A 16,350-nucleotide genomic window follows, 5' to 3' on the forward strand; every position below is an offset into this window, starting at 1 on the left:
AGCCCGGCAGCCCGGGCAGCCTCCCCACCTCCGACGGCGGCCAGCGACCCAGCGACCCCAGCAGCTAGTGGCCTCATCACCCCACGAAATTGGAGCGACCCAACAGCCGAGCGGCCCGCGCCACCCAGCGGTCCCCGCCATGCCCCGCCACCCCCACTCGCCCATGCCATCCCAGCCGCCCCCACCACCTCCCCGTGCCAGGTCAGCGGAGGCCGCCCGATTCGGCTCAAGATCAACCGGCAAAGGCGGTGCAGCAGGCTGCAGCCCACGCCCGGCCAGCGGAGCGCGGCCCGGGATCAGCTCAAGATCGACCAGCAAAAGGCGGTGCAGCAGGCTGCAGCCCGTGCCCGTCAGCGGTGCACGGCCAGGGATCAGGCCAAGACCGAGCGACAAAGGCTGCGCAGGGGGCTGCAGTCCCTTGCGGGGCCAGGCGGAGCGCGGCCGGGTCAGGACAAGGCGGCGAGGTCGGTGAAGAAGTGCGGGTAGGTCTTGGCCACGCAGCCCGGATCAGCGATCTCGATCCCCGGCGACCGCAACCCCAGCAGCGACAGGCTCATCGCCATCCGGTGGTCCTCGTACGTCTCGAACCGCGTCGGCCGTGGCACCCCCGGGTTGATCGTGAAGCCGTCCTCGTCCTCCACCGCGTCGATCCCGGCCCGGCGCAGCTCGGTCACCACCGCCGCCACCCGATCGGTTTCCTTGCCGCGGATGAAGCCGATCCCCCGCACCCGGGTCGGTGAGTCCGCATACACCGCCACCGCGGCCAGCGTCTGCGCGGTGTCCGAGATGTCGGACATGTCGACGTCCACGCCGCGGAGCGCTCCGGTGGCGCCCACCGTGAGCGAGTCCGCCGAGCGGGTCACGGTGGCGCCCATCCGCTCCAGCACGTCGGCGAAGCCGACATCACCCTGCAGGCTGCCGGTCCCGAGGCCGCGAACGGTCACCCGGCCACCGGCGACCGCCGCCGCGCCGAGGAAGTACGAGGCCGCGCTGGCGTCCGGCTCGATCGGGTAGTCGGTGGCCCGGTAGCCGCCCGGGGCCACACTCAGCCCGGCCGCCTCGACGCCGAAGGCCGCCATCACCGCCCTGGTCATCTCCACGTAGGGCACCGAGACCAGCGCCGAGGTGAGCTCGACCGTCAGGCCCTCGGTCATCAGGGGGCCGGCCATCAGCAGGCCGGACAGGAACTGGCTGGAGATGTGGCCGCTGACCCGCACCGGGCCGCCGCGCAGCGGGCCGCGCACGGTCGCGGGCAGGAACCCCGTCGTGGAGACCTCCGCGCCCAGGTCGCGCAGGGCGTCCAGGACCGGGCCGAACGGACGCGCGCGCAGCTGCGGGGTGCCGTCGACGACGGTACGGCCGGGACGCAGCGCCGCCGCCGGCAGGATGAAGCGGGACGTGGTGCCGGACTGCCGGGCGTCGACGGCGGCATCGACCGATCCGGTACGCGGGTCGACCCCGGTCACCCGGATCACCGCCGCCTCGGGGTCCGCCTCGACGGTCGCACCCAGGGCGGCCACCGCATCGAGCATCGCCCGGGTGTCGTCGGCGAACAGGGCCCCGGTCAGCGTCGACGTGCCCGGGGCCAGGGCGGCGCACAGCAGCGCCCGGTTGGTGATGCTCTTCGACCCCGGCGGGCGCACGGTCGCGTCCAGGGGTGAGCTCAGCGGGGCAACGGTCAGGACGTCCGGGAGATCAGGCACGTACCGGATTGTTCCGGTACGGCCGGCCTGACCTCCCGACGCCCTTGCCGCTGTCCTGCATGTGGAACGACGGTCAGACGACGACGCTGACCAGCCGGCCGGCCACCACGATCACCTTGCGGGGCTCCCGGCCGGCCAGCGCCTCGGCCACCGACTCCAGCGCTGCCGTGCGTACGGTCTCCTCGCTCGCGTCCGGCGCGACCTCGACCCGGCCGCGGACCTTGCCGTTGACCTGCACCGGGTAGGTGACCGACTCGGCCACCAGCTGGGCCGGGTCGGGCACCGGGAAGTCGGCGTAGGCCAGCGTGTCCTCGTGACCCAGCTTGCGCCACAGCTCCTCGGCCAGGTGCGGCGCGAACGGCGAGGTCATCAGCACCAGCGGCTCGATCGCCTCGCGGGACGTCGTGCCCAGCGGGGTCAGCGTGTTGGTCAGCTGGATCAGCTTGGCGATGGCCGTGTTGAACCGCAGCTCGTCCATGTCCTCACGGACACCGTCGATGGTCTGGTGCAGCGCCCGGCGGGTCCTGGCGTCCAGCGGCTCGTCGGTGACCCGGACGGCGCCGGTCTCCTCGTCGACCACCAGACGCCAGACTCGCTGCAGGAAGCGCTGCGAGCCGACCACCGCCCGGGTGTCCCAGGGGCGGGACACGTCCAGCGGGCCCATCGCCATCTCGTACACCCGGAACGTGTCGGCGCCGTACTGCGCGCTCATGTCGTCCGGGGTGACGACGTTCTTCAGCGACTTGCCCATCTTGCCGTACTCGCGGTCGACCTCCTGCTCGCCGAAGTACCACTTGCCGTCGCGCTCGACGACCTCCTCGGCGGGCACGATGACGCCGCGCGCGTCGCGGAACGCGTACGCCTGGATGTAGCCCTGGTTGAACAGCTTGCGGAACGGCTCGAAGGACGAGATGTGGCCCAGGTCGTACAGCACCTTGTGCCAGAAGCGGGCGTACAGCAGGTGCAGGACCGCGTGCTCGACGCCGCCGACGTACAGGTCGACGCCGCCGCAGTCCGCGGAGTCCTTCGGGCCCATCCAGTAGGCCTCGTTCTCGGGGTCGACCAGCACCTTGTCGTTGTGCGGGTCCAGGTAGCGCAGCTCGTACCAGCACGAGCCGGCCCACTGCGGCATCGTGTTGGTCTCGCGCGTGTAGGTCTTGGGGCCGTCGCCCAGGTCCAGCTCGACGGTCACCCAGTCCTTCTTGCGCGACAGCGGCGTCTCCGGCTCGCTGTGCTCGTCGTCCGGGTCGAAGGTGCGCGGCGAGAAGTCGTCGGTGTCCGGCAGCACCACCGGCAGCATCGACTCGGGCAGCGCGACGGGCAGGCCGGTCTCGTCGTAGACGATCGGGAACGGCTCGCCCCAGTAGCGCTGCCGGCTGAACAGCCAGTCGCGCAGCCGGAACGTGGTCGCGCCCCGGCCGTGGCCGTGCTCCTCCAGCCAGGAGATCATCGCGGCCTTGGCGTCGGCCACGCCCATCCCGTTCAGCCAGTCGCTGTTGATCGCCGGGGCGTCGCCGGTGAAGGCCCCCTCGAAATCGTCGGGCGCCTGCACCGTACGGATGATCGGCAGGTCGAAGACCTCCGCGAACGCCCAGTCGCGCTCGTCCTGGCCCGGCACCGCCATGATCGCGCCGGTGCCGTAGCCGGCCAGCACGTAGTCGGCGATGAACACCGGGATGCGCGCGCCGTTGACCGGGTTGGTCGCGTACGCGCCGGTGAAGACGCCGGTCTTGACCTTGGCGTCGGCGGTCCGCTCCTCCTCGGTCTTGGCCGCGGCCTCGGCCCGGTACGCCGCCACGGCCTCGGCCGGGCTCGCGTGCCCACCCGTCCAGACCGCCTTGGTGCCCTCGGGCCAGGCCGCCGGCACGACGGAGTCGACCAGGGTGTGCTCGGGCGCCAGCACCATGTACGTCGCGCCGAACAGCGTGTCGGGCCGGGTGGTGAAGACGCTGATCACGTCGTCGGCGCCGACCGGGAAGTCGACGTGCGCGCCCTTGGACCGCCCGATCCAGTTGCGCTGCATCAGCTTGACCGGCTCGGGCCAGTCCAGCGTGTCCAGGTCGTCGACCAGGCGGTCGCCGTACCGGGTGATGCGCATCATCCACTGCTTCAGGCTGCGCTTGAAGACCGGGAAGTTGCCGCGCTCGCTGCGCCCGTCCGGGGTGACCTCCTCGTTGGCCAGCACGGTGCCCAGCCCCGGGCACCAGTTGACCGGCGCCTCACTGACGTACGCCAGGCGGTGGTCGTTGATGACCTGCCGGCGCTCGACGTCGGACAGCTCCGCCCAGGCCCGGCCGTCGGGGGTCTCGCGCTCGCCGGCCTCGAACTGCGAGACCAGGATCTCGATCGGCTTGGCCTTGGCGTCGGACGGGTCGAACCACGAGTTGAAGACCTGCAGGAAGATCCACTGCGTCCAGCGGTAGTACTCGGGGTCGGTGGTGGAGAAGCTGCGCCGCTCGTCGTAGGCCAGGCCCAGCCGGCGCAGCTGACCGCGGTAGCGCTCGACGTTGGCCTCGGTGGTGATCCGGGGGTGGGTGCCGGTCTGCACCGCGTACTGCTCGGCGGGCAGGCCGAAGGCGTCGAAGCCCATCGGGTGCAGCACGTTGTAGCCCGCCATCCGCTTGTAGCGGGTGTAGCAGTCCGTGCCGATGTAGCCCAGCGGGTGCCCGACATGCAGGCCGGCGCCGGACGGGTAGGGGAACATGTCCTGCACGTGCAGCTTGGGTGCCCCGGCCCGCGGGTGCCCGGGGTCGGCCAGCTCACCGGTGGGGTTCGGCGCGTGGAACGTGCCGTGGCCGGACCAGAATTCCTGCCAGCGGGGCTCGATCTCCGCGGCCAGGGCCGCTGTGTAGCGGTACGGCGGGACGTCCGCGTTGGTCTCGGACTCGCTCATCGTCACCATCTCGTTCTTTTCGAAAAGTCAGTCGACAGGATCACCTACTTCAGGGCACAAAAAAGCCCCTCTCGCAGGAGGGGGCGCCGCGCTGTTCTCTGTTATGAGATCAGCACGGCTGGCTAAGGAGCAGGAAGGACCGAGCCATGACTGCATGATACCGGGCGTCCGGTTCGCGCGGCACCCGGTATCAACCGTGCCGATTCGTAACCCATCCGATATGCGTGTCCAGTTGACCACAAGCCGTCACTGCCGCTAGCGCGCGCTCGGCAGGTTGCTGTGACCGGGCTAACCTGTGGGGAACGGGCGGCGAGCGCCGGAGGCCCACGGACCGCCGGCCGCCCGCGAACCTTCGGTTCCTTTTCTACGTGTGCGCGTAGGAAGGGGCTTGAACGACATGGAGGAGGCCCGTGACAACGCCAACCTGGGACCAGCCCGGCGGTCCCCTGCCGAGTGATGAGTTCCTCGCCGCAAGCGGGGCCATCATGGCCAACATCGAGCAGGTCATCGAGGGCAAGAGCGCGACGGTCCGGCTGGCTCTGGCCGTGCTGCTCGCCGAGGGCCACTTGCTGATCGAGGACGTGCCGGGCGTCGGCAAGACCAAGCTCGCCAAGGCCCTGGCCCGCTCGATCGACTGCTCGGTCCGGCGCATCCAGTTCACCCCCGACCTGCTGCCCAGCGACGTGACCGGGGTCAGCGTCTACAACCAGGAGACGCGCGACTTCGAGTTCAAGCCGGGTGCGGTGTTCGCCAACCTGGTGGTCGGCGACGAGATCAACCGGGCCTCGCCCAAGACCCAGTCCGCCCTGCTCGAGTGCATGGAGGAGCGCCAGGTCACGGTCGACGGCACCACGTACGAACTGCAGGCGCCGTTCATGGTCATCGCGACCCAGAACCCGATCGAGATGGAGGGCACCTACCCCCTCCCCGAGGCCCAGCGCGACCGCTTCACCGCCCGCATCGCGATGGGCTACCCGGACCCGCGCGCCGAGATGGCGATGCTCAACGGGCACGGCGCCCACGACCCGCTGAACGACCTGCGCGCCGTCGCCGACGCCGCCCTGGTCCGCCGGCTGATCGCCACGGCCCGGGACGTGCACGCGGCCGACGCCGTCCAGCAGTACGCGATCGCGCTCGTCACGGCCACCCGGGAGGCGCCGGAGATCCGCCTCGGCGCGTCACCGCGGTCCACCCTGCAGCTCATCCGTACGGCCAAGGCCGTCGCCGCCCTCGAGGGCCGCGACTACGTCCTGCCCGACGACCTGCAGACCCTGGCCGTGCCGGTGCTGGCCCACCGCATCATCCCGACCGCGGACGCCCAGCTCAACCGGCGGACGACCGACGCCATCGTGGCCGAGATCGTGCACCGGCTGCCCCTGCCGCACGACCGCAACCGCTCGCCGTACGACACGCGCGCGGTCGGCGACACCCGCGGGCAGTACGAGTCCCGGGGGCGGTGACATGCGCGAGGCCATGCGGGGACTGACCACCCGCGGCCGTTCCTTCCTGGCCGCCGGCTCGGCCGCCGCCATCTCGGCGTTCATCCTCGGCGAGAAGGACCTGCTGCGCGTGGCGATCCTGCTGGCCATGCTGCCGCTGCTGGCCGCGGCGTACGTCGGGCGCAGCCGCTACAAGCTGGCGTGCACCCGCTCGCTGGAGCCCGGCCGCGCCCCGGTCGGCTCCAGCGCGCGCGTCATCCTGCGCCTGCAGAACATGTCCCGGCTGCCCACCGGCACGCTGCTGCTGGAGGACCGGCTGCCGTACGCCCTGGGCAGCCGGCCCCGGGTGGTGCTGGAACGGCTCGGCGCGCACCAGGCCAGCTCGGTGGCGTACACGGTCCGCGCCGACGTGCGCGGCCGGTATCCGGTCGGCCCGCTGGTGATCCGGCTGACCGACCCGTTCGGGCTGTGCGAGCTGACCCGCTCCTTCCCCAGTGTCGACCGGCTCACCGTCATCCCGCAGGTCGTCCCGCTGCCCGCCGTGCGTCTGGCCGGCGAATACGCGGGCACCGGCGACAGCCGGGCCCGGTCGGTGGCCGTGCACGGCGAGGACGACGCGGCGACCCGGGAGTACCGGCGCGGCGACGACCTGCGCCGGGTGCACTGGCGTTCCACCGCCCGCACCGGGGAGCTCATGGTGCGCCGCGAGGAGCAGCCGTGGGAGAGCCGAGCTACCGTCGTTCTGGACACCCGTCAGGCCGCGCATCGTGGCGAGGGCCCGACGGCGAGCTTCGAATGGGCCGTCTCGGCCGCCGCCAGCATCGCGATGCACCTGCGCCAGGCCGGCTACAAGCTGCGCCTGGTCACCGGGGAGGGAGTCGACGTCGACGCCACCGAGATCGGTGGTGAGGGCGCGATCCTGGACACCCTGGCCGACGTCAAGCTGGCCCGGGCGGGCGATATCTCGGTGCTGGTGGACCAGGTCCGGCGGCGTTCCGACGGCGGCCTGGTGATCGGCCTGTTCGGCACGCTCAGCGTGGCCGAGGCCGAGGTGCTCACCGGGCTGCGGGGCAACGGCGCCACCTGCATCGGGTTCGCGATCGACAGTTCCACCTGGGTGAACATGCCGCCCGGGGAACGCACCGAGGCCGACCGGGCGCACGGCGCCACGGCTCTGGCCCTGGTCCGCAGCGGCTGGCGTTCGGTGCCGGTCGCGCACGGCGACTCGCTCGCCGCGCTCTGGCCGGCGGCCGGACGCGGTTCGCAAGGTTTCGCCTACCGGGCGGCGATGGCCGAGACGGTCGGGCGATGAGGGGAGTTCTACGGTGACCGGGCGACGACGACTGGGACTCGTGGCCGCGGCCGCGACCCTGCTGGCGGCGGCGCCGCTGTCGGCGATCTTCGACACCTGGACCTGGCTGCTGGAGTGCATCCTCGCGGTCGGCCTGGTGGCCGGCGCGGCGGTGCTCGCCCGTACGCTGCGTTTCCCGTCCTGGGCGCAGGCCCTGGGCATGGTCGTGGTGCTGCTGCTGACCCTGACCTGGATGTTCCCCAGCGGCGACGAGCTGTTCGCGCTGATCCCGTCCCCGGCGACGTTCGAGCACTTCGGCGCGCTGTTCACCGACGCCGGCAACGACACCCGCTCGTACGGTGTGCCGGTCCCCGACCGCGAAGGCCTGCTGTTCGTCGCGGTGTTCGGCATCGGGGCGGTCGCGATCGCGGTCGACCTGCTGACCGTCGTGGCCCGTAAGCCGGCCCTGGCCGGCCTGCCCATGCTGGCCATCTACTCGGTCCCGGTCGCCGTGTACGTCGACAGCGTCCCGGTGCTGCCGTTCATCGTCGGCGCGACCGGTTTCCTCTGGCTGCTGGTCGCCGACAACGTGGACCGGGTGCGCCGCTTCGGCCGCCGCTTCACCGGCGACGGCCGCGACGTCGACGTCTGGGAGCCGTCGCCGCTGGCCGCGGCCGGACGCCGGCTCGCCGTGATCGGCGTCGCCACGGCCGTGCTGCTGCCGGTGATCGTGCCGGGCCTCAACACCGGCCTGCTCAACTCGCTCACCCAGGCCGGCGGCGGCACCGGTACGGGCGGCTCGGGCAAGGGTGGCACCGGCCGGATCAACCTGTTCGCCTCGCTCAGCGGCCAGCTCAACCAGACCCAGGTCACCAACTACGTCCGGGTCACGACCAACGAGCCGGACCCGTTCTACCTGCGGTTCGGCGTCGCCGACGTGCTCTCCTCGGACGGCTTCAGCAACCGCACACCGAACGGCCAGCCGCTGTCCCGCGGCCTCTACGACCCCCGCGAGAGCGGCACCACGGCCGGCGCGCAGTACCGCCAGTACCACGCCGAGGTGGAGATCACGAAGGACTTCGGCCAGACGCTGGCCCCGGTCTACGCGACCACGATCGACACCGACGGTCTCGACGGTGCCTGGTCGTACGACCCGAACACCCAGGTGGTCTACTCCAACCGCACGACCACCAAGGAGAAGAAGTACTCGTTCGACTACGTGCGGGCCAAGTACACGCCCGCCGAGCTGCGCAGCGCCGAGGCCCTGCCCCGCGACAACCCGCTGCGGACCCAGTTCACCACGGTCCCGCGGGACGCCAAGGTCGAGAAGCTGGTCGACGGCCTGACCAAGGGCGAGCGCACCGAGTACGACAAGGTCGCGGCGATCTACCGCTACTTCTCCCGGGACAACGGCTTCACGTACAGCCTGCAGACCGCGGACCCGCAGGCGGGCGCGTCGGTGATCACGACGTTCCTGGAGGGTAAGGCGGGCTACTGCCAGCAGTACGCGGCGGCGATGGCCTGGATGGTCCGCGAGGCGGGCATCCCGGCCCGGGTGGCGTTCGGCTTCACCCGCGGCAGCACCCGCGACGGCGACGCGTACGTGCTGACGAACCGTAACGCCCACGCGTGGACCGAGGTCTACCTGGACGGCTTCGGCTGGGTCCCGTTCGACGCGACCCCGGCGGCCGCGGTGGTCGGCTCGACCCGCTCCGACTGGGCCCCGGACACCGACGCGGTGGAGACGGCGTCCCCGACGTCGACCGCCACGGTGGCCCCGGGCGCCGACGCCTCGGCCGGACCGGGCGCGGCGGAACGCCCGGACCGCGACGTCGACGCGGGCGCGCAGGGCCTGAACAACTCGGCCAACCAGTCGGGCCCCTCGACGACGGCCCTGCTGACGGCCGGGATCATCGCCCTGATCCTGGTCCTGCTGGCGGTGCCGGCCCTGCGCCGGGTCCTCATCCGCCGGCGCCGGCACGCGGCGACGGCCCCGAAGACAACGGTGGCGGCAGCGACGGGCCCGGCCCCACCGGGCATCCGAGAAGTCGTCGTGACCACCGAAGCGGTACGCGCCCGCGAGGACGCCCACGCCGCCTGGGACGAGCTGGTCGACACGATGATCGACTACCGCGTACCGGTGGACCCGACGGAAACGCCGAGGCACACCGCCCAGCGTCTGGTCCGCGAGGCCGACCTGACCGGCACGCCGGCGGAGTCGGCGACGCTGCTGGGCCGGGCCGAGGAACGAGCCCGGTACGCCCGGCAGCCGCTGCAGGGCGGCGAGCTGACGGTGGCGCTGAACCAGGTCCGCAAGGGCCTGGCCAAGACGGCGACGAAGCGGACCCGGTTCACGGCGGTCGTGCTGCCGCCGTCGGTGCTGCTGCGGTGGCGGCTGGGCATGGGAGACACGTCGGCCCGGTGGGTCGGCAGCTTCAGCCGGGGCCGGGACCTGCTGGTCCGCTTCAGCCCCCGGCGCCTGCTGGCGAACAGGGCCCGCTGACCGGGCAGATCCGCGCACGACACGAAGCCGCCCGGCCGGGCCTGAGGGTTCCGGCGGGGCGGCTTCGTCTCGTCAGGACCCGTATGGTCCTCGGCGTGGACGCGCGAGGACGACGGATCGACACGACCAGGATCCTGGGCACCGTCGCCGTGCTGGCCGGGCTGCTGATCTCGGTCATCGGACTGGTCACGGACAGCACGCCCGCCAAGGGCTACTTCTTCGCGGGCCTGCTCGTGATCACCGGCATCGGTTTACGGCTGGAGGCGGCGATCACCGACCGCCGCTGACGACGACGATCGTCCGCCCGCCGGGCTGCGGAGGCCGCGCGAAAGTGCTCGGCGCACTGTCGGATCCGGGGTGGGTTGTTCGTAGAGCAGGTGAGAGGCGGCCGGCGGAGGCCGCCGGAGCACGGGAGTGAGCAGATGACGCAGTACTTGATCTCGTTCAACGACGGCGCGATGGACCACATCTCCCGCGAGGAGCTGCCGGACGTGGGCAAGGCCGCGCACGCGGTGCTGCAGGAGGCCGTGAACGCCGGCGTGTGGGTGTTCGGGGCCGGGCTGGAGCGGCAGCGGGCGAGCGTCGTGGACACGGACGGGATCGTCACCGACGGGCCCTACCCGGAGATCAAGGAGGTCGTCGGCGGGTTCGTGGTCGTCGACGTGGCATCGCGCGAGGAGGCGCTGGGGTGGGCGGCCAAGATCGCCGCCAGTTGCCGCTGTGCGCAGGAGGTCCGGGAGCTCCTGCCCGACCCCGAACGGGACGAGATGGTGCGCCGGGCCGATCAGCGATCGTGACAACCGGGTCCGGGGATCGCGCGCGGTCCCCGGACCCGGCCACGGTGAGTCCCGCCAGGCGATGACGGCGTGTTCTGGCCGGCCGCGATCTGCCGGGGACCGCCGGTCCTGGACCACCCGTAGCCCGGGCTTCCGGTTCCGTCGCGGCAGGGGCCCGCCGCCGGCGTCGAGGTGCTGCCGGGGACGCCGGTCAGGACCACGTCGGGCGTGATGGCACGGGGCATTGCTGAGACCGGGCGGCGCGCTGCATGCTGCAGCAGAGGCCGGTCCCGGGCGTAGCAATGAGCGGCGTCCCTCTGCAGGACGCCGCTGCGATATTTCCTGCTCATCGTGGGTGATGAGCGTGCGGATACGGCGATGGCGGCCGGATGGCCGCCATTCGTCGCCGCTGGTTGTCCGGGCTAGCGGTGGCCCTCGGGACGCTGACGCCAGCGGTCCTCGAGCCGGTCGATGAAGCCCGCTTTCCGGGTCGAGCGGGTGCGGCGGGTCGCGGTGCCACCGACGGCGTGCAGGTCAGGGGCCTGACCCTTCCGGCGGCTCTGCATCCCGAACGCGGCCGCGGCCAGCATGACCACGAAGCCCGCCACGCCGAGCAGCGTGTTGCTGCTCACCGTGCCGTAGACAACCAACGCCAAACCAGCGACGATCACGAACGCGGCGACGACGAGTCGGCGCCGGGCGTGGAAACGCGGGTCGCTGGCCCGCACAGCCGAGGCGAACTTGGGGTCCTCGGCAAGCGACTGCTCGATCTGGTCGAACAGCCGCTGCTCGTGCTCCGAGAGCGGCACGGCATTCCTCCCCGGGCGCATGTCCGGCCCCCCGGCGGTGGTGCAGGCGGGCCGATGGTGCGAGACAGCCGACCGGCTGCCTTACCGCAAGTCTACGAGGGCGTTGGCGGGTCGGAAAGCGGGACGACCGTCGAGTGCGGGTGATTTTCGGTTCGGCGATGATCGGTTTGTCCCAAAAGACTGGCCGGTCCGACGATGGAGCGGCCGAAACGGGCCGCCAGAGCATCCGTCGCGGCCTCCGCCTCGCGCCAGCCGCGCTCCGGCTCCCCCAGCGTGAGCTGCCGTGATGTGGTCGCGGCGGCGCTGAGGCCCTCGACCCGGACGCCGACGAGGCGGATCGGCTCGGCGACCCGCAGCGCCTCGAAAAGAGTCCAGGAAGTCGCAAAAATCTCCCGGGCCACATCGGTGCCCGTCGGCATCGTGCGGGACCGGTTGACCGTCCGGAAGTCCGCCACCCGGATCTTGATCGTCACGGTCCGGCCCACGTGCCCGGCGGCGCGCAGCCGGGCCCCGACCTTGTCGGCCAGCGCCAGCAGGCTGCGCCGGATCGTCACCGGGTCGGTGACGTCGGTGTCGTACGTCATCTCGGCGCCGATCGATTTCTCCACGTGCTCGGCGACCACCCGGCGGTTGTCGCGCCCCCAGGCCAGCTCGTGCAGATGCGCGGCGGACGCCTCGCCGAGCGCGGCCCGCAGCATGCCCAGCGGCGCGGCGGCCAGGTCGCCGACCGTCATCAGGCCGAGCCGGTGCAGCGTCTCGGCGGCCTTCTCCCCCACTCCCCACAGCGCGTCGACCGGCAACGGGTGCAGGAAGTCGAGCACCTGGCCGGCCGGCACGACGATCACGCCGTCGGGCTTGGCCCGGGTGGAGCCCAGCTTGGCCACGAACTTGCTCGGCGCGACCCCGACCGAGCAGGTCAGCCGCTGCTCCTCGGCGATCCGGGCGCGGATGTCGCGGGCGATGACCGCCGGGCGGCCGAGCAGCCGCTGGGCGCCGGCCACGTCGAGGAAGGCCTCGTCCAGGGAGAGCGGCTCGACCAGCGGCGTGACATCGCGGAAGATCCGCATGACGGCGGTGGAGGCGGCCGAATACTCGGTGAAGTCGGGTGGCAGGAAGACCGCGTGCGGGCACAGGGCGCGGGCCCGCATGGCCGGCATCGCGCTGCGCACGCCGAAGCGGCGGGCCTCGTAACTGGCCGAGCTGACCACGCCGCGGGGGCCGAGCCCGCCCACGACGACCGCCTTGCCGCGCAGCTCGGGGCGGCGGCGGACCTCGACGGCGGCGAAGAACGCGTCCATGTCGACGTGCAGGATCGTGCAGCCCGCGTCGTCGGCCTCCGGCCCGAACCGCGGATCACGCCCCCGGCCGATGGCCTGACTTCGTCCCACGAGGGGACGCTATCCGCCGGGTACGACAAAAAAGCCGGGTCAGCGCACGATCAGCAGCGGGATGGTCATCTCGGCCGCGGTCACCGACCCGTGGTACGCGACCAGCTGCCCCACCGCGGGTGGCTCCCACCCACTGGCCACGATCACGGTCCGCCCCTGGCAGATCACCACGACGTCACCGATCCGGCTCTCGTGCTCGGGTGGCACCGGCCCGTACCAGCCGCCCGCGATCGCCTCCTCGCGCGTCAGCACCCAGGCCCGGTCGCCCAGCACCCCGCGCCACGCGGCGATCACGTCGTCGCGGGCACCGTCCTCCACGTACAGGTAGCGGACCCGGGGTTCACCGGCGACCGCGACGATCCCGGCCGCCAGCACCGGGTCCCGGCCCAGGTCGATCCGGCCCTCGGCCGGCACGTCGAGCTGCCCGTGGTCGGCCGTGACCAGCAGCGCCGCGCCTTCGGGCAGCCCGTCGGCGAGCCGGGTCACGAGCCGGCCGACCTGCCGGGCCGCCTCCTGCCAGGGCGGTGAGTCGACGCCGGTGCCGTGGCCGTGGTGATCGAGGTCGGGGTGGTAGCCGTAGACCAGCCCGGGCCGGGACAGGGCCGCCAGCATGCGGTCGGACAGGGCGAGCGGGTCGGCGGCGCCGGAGAAGGTGGCTCCCCGGTTGGCCGCCACGGTGAGGCCGGTGCCCTCGAACTCGGGCCGGGTCACCTGGGTGACGTGCAGGCCGGCCGCCGCCGCCGTCTCGAAGCGGGTCGGCTGCGGCTGCCATTCGGCCGGGTCCGGGTCGTCGCCCCACCTGATGTGGTTGAGGATGCCGCCGTCGGGCTTGCGCAGCGTGAAGCCGAGGACGCCGTGCGCGCCGGGCAGTGCTCCGGTGCCCAGGGTGACCAGGCTGACCGGGGTCGTGGAGGGAAAACCCGAGGTCAGGGCCCGGGGGGGGCAGCTCACCCAGGATCGGGGCGTGGGCCGCGGCGACCGGGATCTGGTACGTGCCCAGCCCGTCGACCAGCAGCACCGCGATCCGGTCCACGCCGTCGAGCTGGGCGCCCAGCCCCAGCACATCCGTGGCCCCGGGCACGCCGAGCACCGCCGAGACGCTGGGCATCAGGTCGGCCAGGCTGGCGCTCCCGTACGCGGGCCGGACCGGGGTGAAGGCCTCCGGGGGCAGCTGATCGGTCATGGGCGCCGCGCGAAGAGGTGCAGCTGGGAGGCGATGTCGCGGAACGGCGGGCGGGCGGCCAGGGCCAGTTCCAGCTCCAGCATCGCCTGCGGGTCGGCCTCCACCACGGCGGCCGGTACGAGGTCGGCGAGCACGCGTACCCCGTGGATCTCCTCGACCGTGAGGCCCGCCGCGCTCAGCAGCGCCGACGCGGTCTCCGCGTCGTAACGCCGGCGCAGGGTGTCGCGGGTGCCGGCGCGACCCTCGTCGTCGCCGATGAGCGCGGCCGCCGCGGCGATGTGGCCGTTGACCGCGCGGCCCAGCACAGCTGCCGCCCGGCCCGCGACCAGCAGGCTGACCGCGCCGCCGGGGCGCAGGGCGGCGCTGATCGCCGCGACCACCCCGGCCGGGTCGTCGACGACCTCCAGCACGGAGTGGCACAGGATCAGGTCGGCGCTGCCCGGCGCGACCAGCCCGGCGAGCGCGTCGCCGTCGCCCTGCACCGCACGGACCCGGTCGGCCACGCCCGCGTCGGCGGCCCGGCGGGTCAGCGCGGCGAGGGCGTCGGGGCTGGCATCCACGACGGTCACGGTGTGCTTGGCCTCGGCCAGCGGTACGGCGAAGCCGCCCGTCCCACCGCCGACGTCCAGCACGGTCAGCTCCCGCCCGGCGCTGCGCTCGAGCTCGCGGCGCAGCACGGCCCAGACGGCAGCGGTACGCACGGTGACGGGCGGGCGGGGGGTTCGCGCCGATGCGGTGTCCACCTGGGCAGCGTATCGGCCGGGCGCGCAGCCGGAGTGCGGAGCCGCTTCGCTAGAGGATGACGGCCGGTCTTTCCATGATCGTTGCCCGCGGCGGTGCCCTGGCTGGAACGTGGTTCCAGTCAACGCCGTACCGGAGAAGGGGCACGACCGATGAACACAGCCGAGAAGCTGGCCCGTCAGATGCTCGAGGTCTTCGACACCGGGGACGTCGCCGCCGCGGGACACCTGGTCGCCGAGGACTTCGTCGATCACGGCGCGCCACCGTGGGCGCCGCAGGGCCGCGCGGGCTATCTCCAGATCCTCACGTTCCTGACCACCGTGCTGAAGGTCCGCTACGAGGTGCACGACATGGTGGCCGACGGGGACAAGGTGGCGATCCGGGCCACCGCGCACGGCGTCCACGACGTCGATACGCTCGGCTTCGCACCCACCGGCAAGCCGTACGCGATGCCGACCATGCACCTGTACCGCGCCGAGGGCGGCCTGCTCGCCGAGCACTGGGGCGTCCGCGACGAGTTGAGCGTGCTGTGGCAGGTCGGCGCGTTGCGGCCACCGGCACCGATCCCCCTGAGCGAGGCATGAGAAGTACGGCGAGAGCGGAACAGGTCCGGGCCACCCGGCAGAAGGTGCTGGTGGCGGCCCGTGACCTGTTCCTGCGCCGGGGCTACTTCGGCGCGACCATCGAGGCGATCGCCAAGCGGGCCGCGGTCAGCCCGCAGACCGTCTACAACGTGGTCGGCGGCAAGGCGGCTCTGCTCAAAGCGGTGTACGACGTGGCGCTGGCCGGCGACGACGAGCCCGTACCGATGATCGAGCGGCCGATCGCGCGGGCCATGCTCGCCGCCACCGACCCGCGGGAGTGCCTGCGGTTGTACGCCCGGATGGGCCGGGAGCTGGCCGAGCGGGCCGGGCCGCTGATCGCGATCGTGTTCGTGCAGGGCGCGGGACGCGACCCGGACGTCCGCGCGTTCGTCGACAAGATCGAGGGTGAGCGGGCGATCGGCACCGCCGGGGTGGCCCGGCACGTCGCGCGGCGCTTCGGGCTGCGCGACGGGCTGACCGAGACGGAGGCCGGCGACGTGCTGTGGGCCCTGAGCGCGCCGGAACTGCTGGACCGCTTCACCCGGCGGCGCGGCTGGAGCCTGGACCGCTACGAGCGCTGGCTGGCCGAGACCATGGCCGAGTCCCTGCTCAGAAGGCCGTGAGCACCCCGGTCGTGCGGCGCATGTCGCAGAGGTTGCCGAACGTGTGCGACCAGCTCACCGGGCGGCCCCGCCAGGTGCCTTTGACCTGGGCCGTGACCGGGGCGTACTCCAGCGTGCACATCAGGGGCGCCGGCGTGAGCCGGGCCGGGTCGCCGCCGACGCGCTTCAGCGTCCGGCAGGCCTGGACCTTCTGCGGGTGGGCGCCGCCGGCCGGGTCGCACCGCAGTTTCACGGCCGCCGCGTAGCCGGCCTCAGCCAGATAGCTCACCGTGAGGTCGGTCCTCTTCACCCCGGCCTGGGCGGCCGGCGCGGTCGCGGGTGCCGGGGCCGCGAGCAGAAGAACTGCGGCGGCGATGGTGCTGATCATGTTGCTCTCCCCGATGCCACGTTTCCGGTGCGCATCCGGTCTACCCCACA

At 72.6% G+C, this 16,350-nt stretch carries 13 protein-coding genes and 1 pseudogene; 7 read left to right on the forward strand and 7 right to left on the reverse strand.

Annotation, left to right across the window (positions count from 1 at the left end):
* Positions 1–446 precede the first annotated feature (446 nt).
* On the reverse strand, positions 447–1,703 hold the full coding sequence (gene aroA / locus ACWEOZ_RS19275; protein WP_451912039.1) for a 3-phosphoshikimate 1-carboxyvinyltransferase: 1,257 nt from the start codon (positions 1,701–1,703) through the stop codon (positions 447–449).
* 73 nt (positions 1,704–1,776) lie between these two features.
* Positions 1,777–4,596 (reverse strand): leucine--tRNA ligase, encoded by a 2,820-nt coding sequence (gene leuS, locus ACWEOZ_RS19280; protein ID WP_451912040.1) that lies wholly within the window; start codon positions 4,594–4,596, stop codon positions 1,777–1,779.
* 410 nt (positions 4,597–5,006) lie between these two features.
* Between leuS and ACWEOZ_RS19285 the strand changes: the two genes are divergently transcribed.
* From ACWEOZ_RS19285 to ACWEOZ_RS19305, 5 genes are all read left to right on the forward strand, one after another.
* The gene (locus ACWEOZ_RS19285) at positions 5,007–6,056 is read left to right on the forward strand and encodes an AAA family ATPase (RefSeq protein WP_451912041.1); all 1,050 of its coding nucleotides are present in this window, start codon (positions 5,007–5,009) and stop codon (positions 6,054–6,056) included.
* A gap of 1 nt (position 6,057) precedes the next feature.
* Positions 6,058–7,347: a DUF58 domain-containing protein gene (locus ACWEOZ_RS19290; protein ID WP_451912042.1), complete on the forward strand. Its 1,290-nt coding sequence runs from the start codon at positions 6,058–6,060 to the stop codon at positions 7,345–7,347.
* Positions 7,348–7,360: 13 nt separating this feature from the next.
* The gene (locus ACWEOZ_RS19295; protein ID WP_451912043.1) at positions 7,361–9,829 is read left to right on the forward strand and encodes a transglutaminase TgpA family protein; all 2,469 of its coding nucleotides are present in this window, start codon (positions 7,361–7,363) and stop codon (positions 9,827–9,829) included.
* Positions 9,830–9,924: 95 nt separating this feature from the next.
* Positions 9,925–10,116 (forward strand): hypothetical protein, encoded by a 192-nt coding sequence (locus ACWEOZ_RS19300; RefSeq protein ID WP_451912044.1) that lies wholly within the window; start codon positions 9,925–9,927, stop codon positions 10,114–10,116.
* Positions 10,117–10,251: 135 nt separating this feature from the next.
* The gene (locus ACWEOZ_RS19305) at positions 10,252–10,626 is read left to right on the forward strand and encodes a YciI family protein (protein WP_451912045.1); all 375 of its coding nucleotides are present in this window, start codon (positions 10,252–10,254) and stop codon (positions 10,624–10,626) included.
* Positions 10,627–11,027: 401 nt separating this feature from the next.
* Here the strand turns inward: ACWEOZ_RS19305 and ACWEOZ_RS19310 are convergent, their stop codons facing one another.
* The 4 genes and pseudogenes from ACWEOZ_RS19310 to ACWEOZ_RS19325 all read right to left on the reverse strand — a co-directional run bounded on the left by ACWEOZ_RS19310 (position 11,028) and on the right by ACWEOZ_RS19325 (position 14,728).
* The gene (locus tag ACWEOZ_RS19310) at positions 11,028–11,414 is read right to left on the reverse strand and encodes a DUF3040 domain-containing protein (protein WP_212993889.1); all 387 of its coding nucleotides are present in this window, start codon (positions 11,412–11,414) and stop codon (positions 11,028–11,030) included.
* Positions 11,415–11,506: 92 nt separating this feature from the next.
* Positions 11,507–12,802 carry a DNA polymerase IV gene (locus ACWEOZ_RS19315; RefSeq protein ID WP_451912046.1) on the reverse strand — a complete coding sequence of 432 codons (1,296 nt, stop codon included), beginning with the start codon at positions 12,800–12,802 and terminating at the stop codon, positions 11,507–11,509.
* A 39-nt stretch (positions 12,803–12,841) separates the two neighbouring features.
* Positions 12,842–13,985, reverse strand: a pseudogene (locus ACWEOZ_RS19320) (alkaline phosphatase family protein).
* Positions 13,982–14,728, reverse strand: coding sequence for a methyltransferase (locus ACWEOZ_RS19325; protein ID WP_451912047.1), 747 nt, complete (start codon positions 14,726–14,728; stop codon positions 13,982–13,984). Before ACWEOZ_RS19325 ends, ACWEOZ_RS19320 begins: the two are co-directional and overlap by 4 nt.
* Positions 14,729–14,878: 150 nt before the next feature.
* Here ACWEOZ_RS19325 and ACWEOZ_RS19330 point away from each other — a divergent pair, with 150 nt between their 5' ends.
* On the forward strand, positions 14,879–15,310 hold the full coding sequence (locus tag ACWEOZ_RS19330; protein WP_451912048.1) for an ester cyclase: 432 nt from the start codon (positions 14,879–14,881) through the stop codon (positions 15,308–15,310).
* Positions 15,307–15,933 (forward strand): TetR/AcrR family transcriptional regulator, encoded by a 627-nt coding sequence (locus ACWEOZ_RS19335; RefSeq protein WP_451912049.1) that lies wholly within the window; start codon positions 15,307–15,309, stop codon positions 15,931–15,933. Before ACWEOZ_RS19330 ends, ACWEOZ_RS19335 begins: the two co-directional genes overlap by 4 nt.
* Here the strand turns inward: ACWEOZ_RS19335 and ACWEOZ_RS19340 are convergent.
* A complete protein-coding gene (locus ACWEOZ_RS19340) occupies positions 15,920–16,300 on the reverse strand; it encodes an SSI family serine proteinase inhibitor (RefSeq protein ID WP_451912050.1) in 381 nt (126 codons plus the stop codon). The two genes, ACWEOZ_RS19335 and ACWEOZ_RS19340, sit on opposite strands and share 14 nt — an antisense overlap.
* Positions 16,301–16,350 lie beyond the last annotated feature (50 nt).

This window comes from Actinoplanes sp. NPDC004185 (assembly GCF_053603475.1).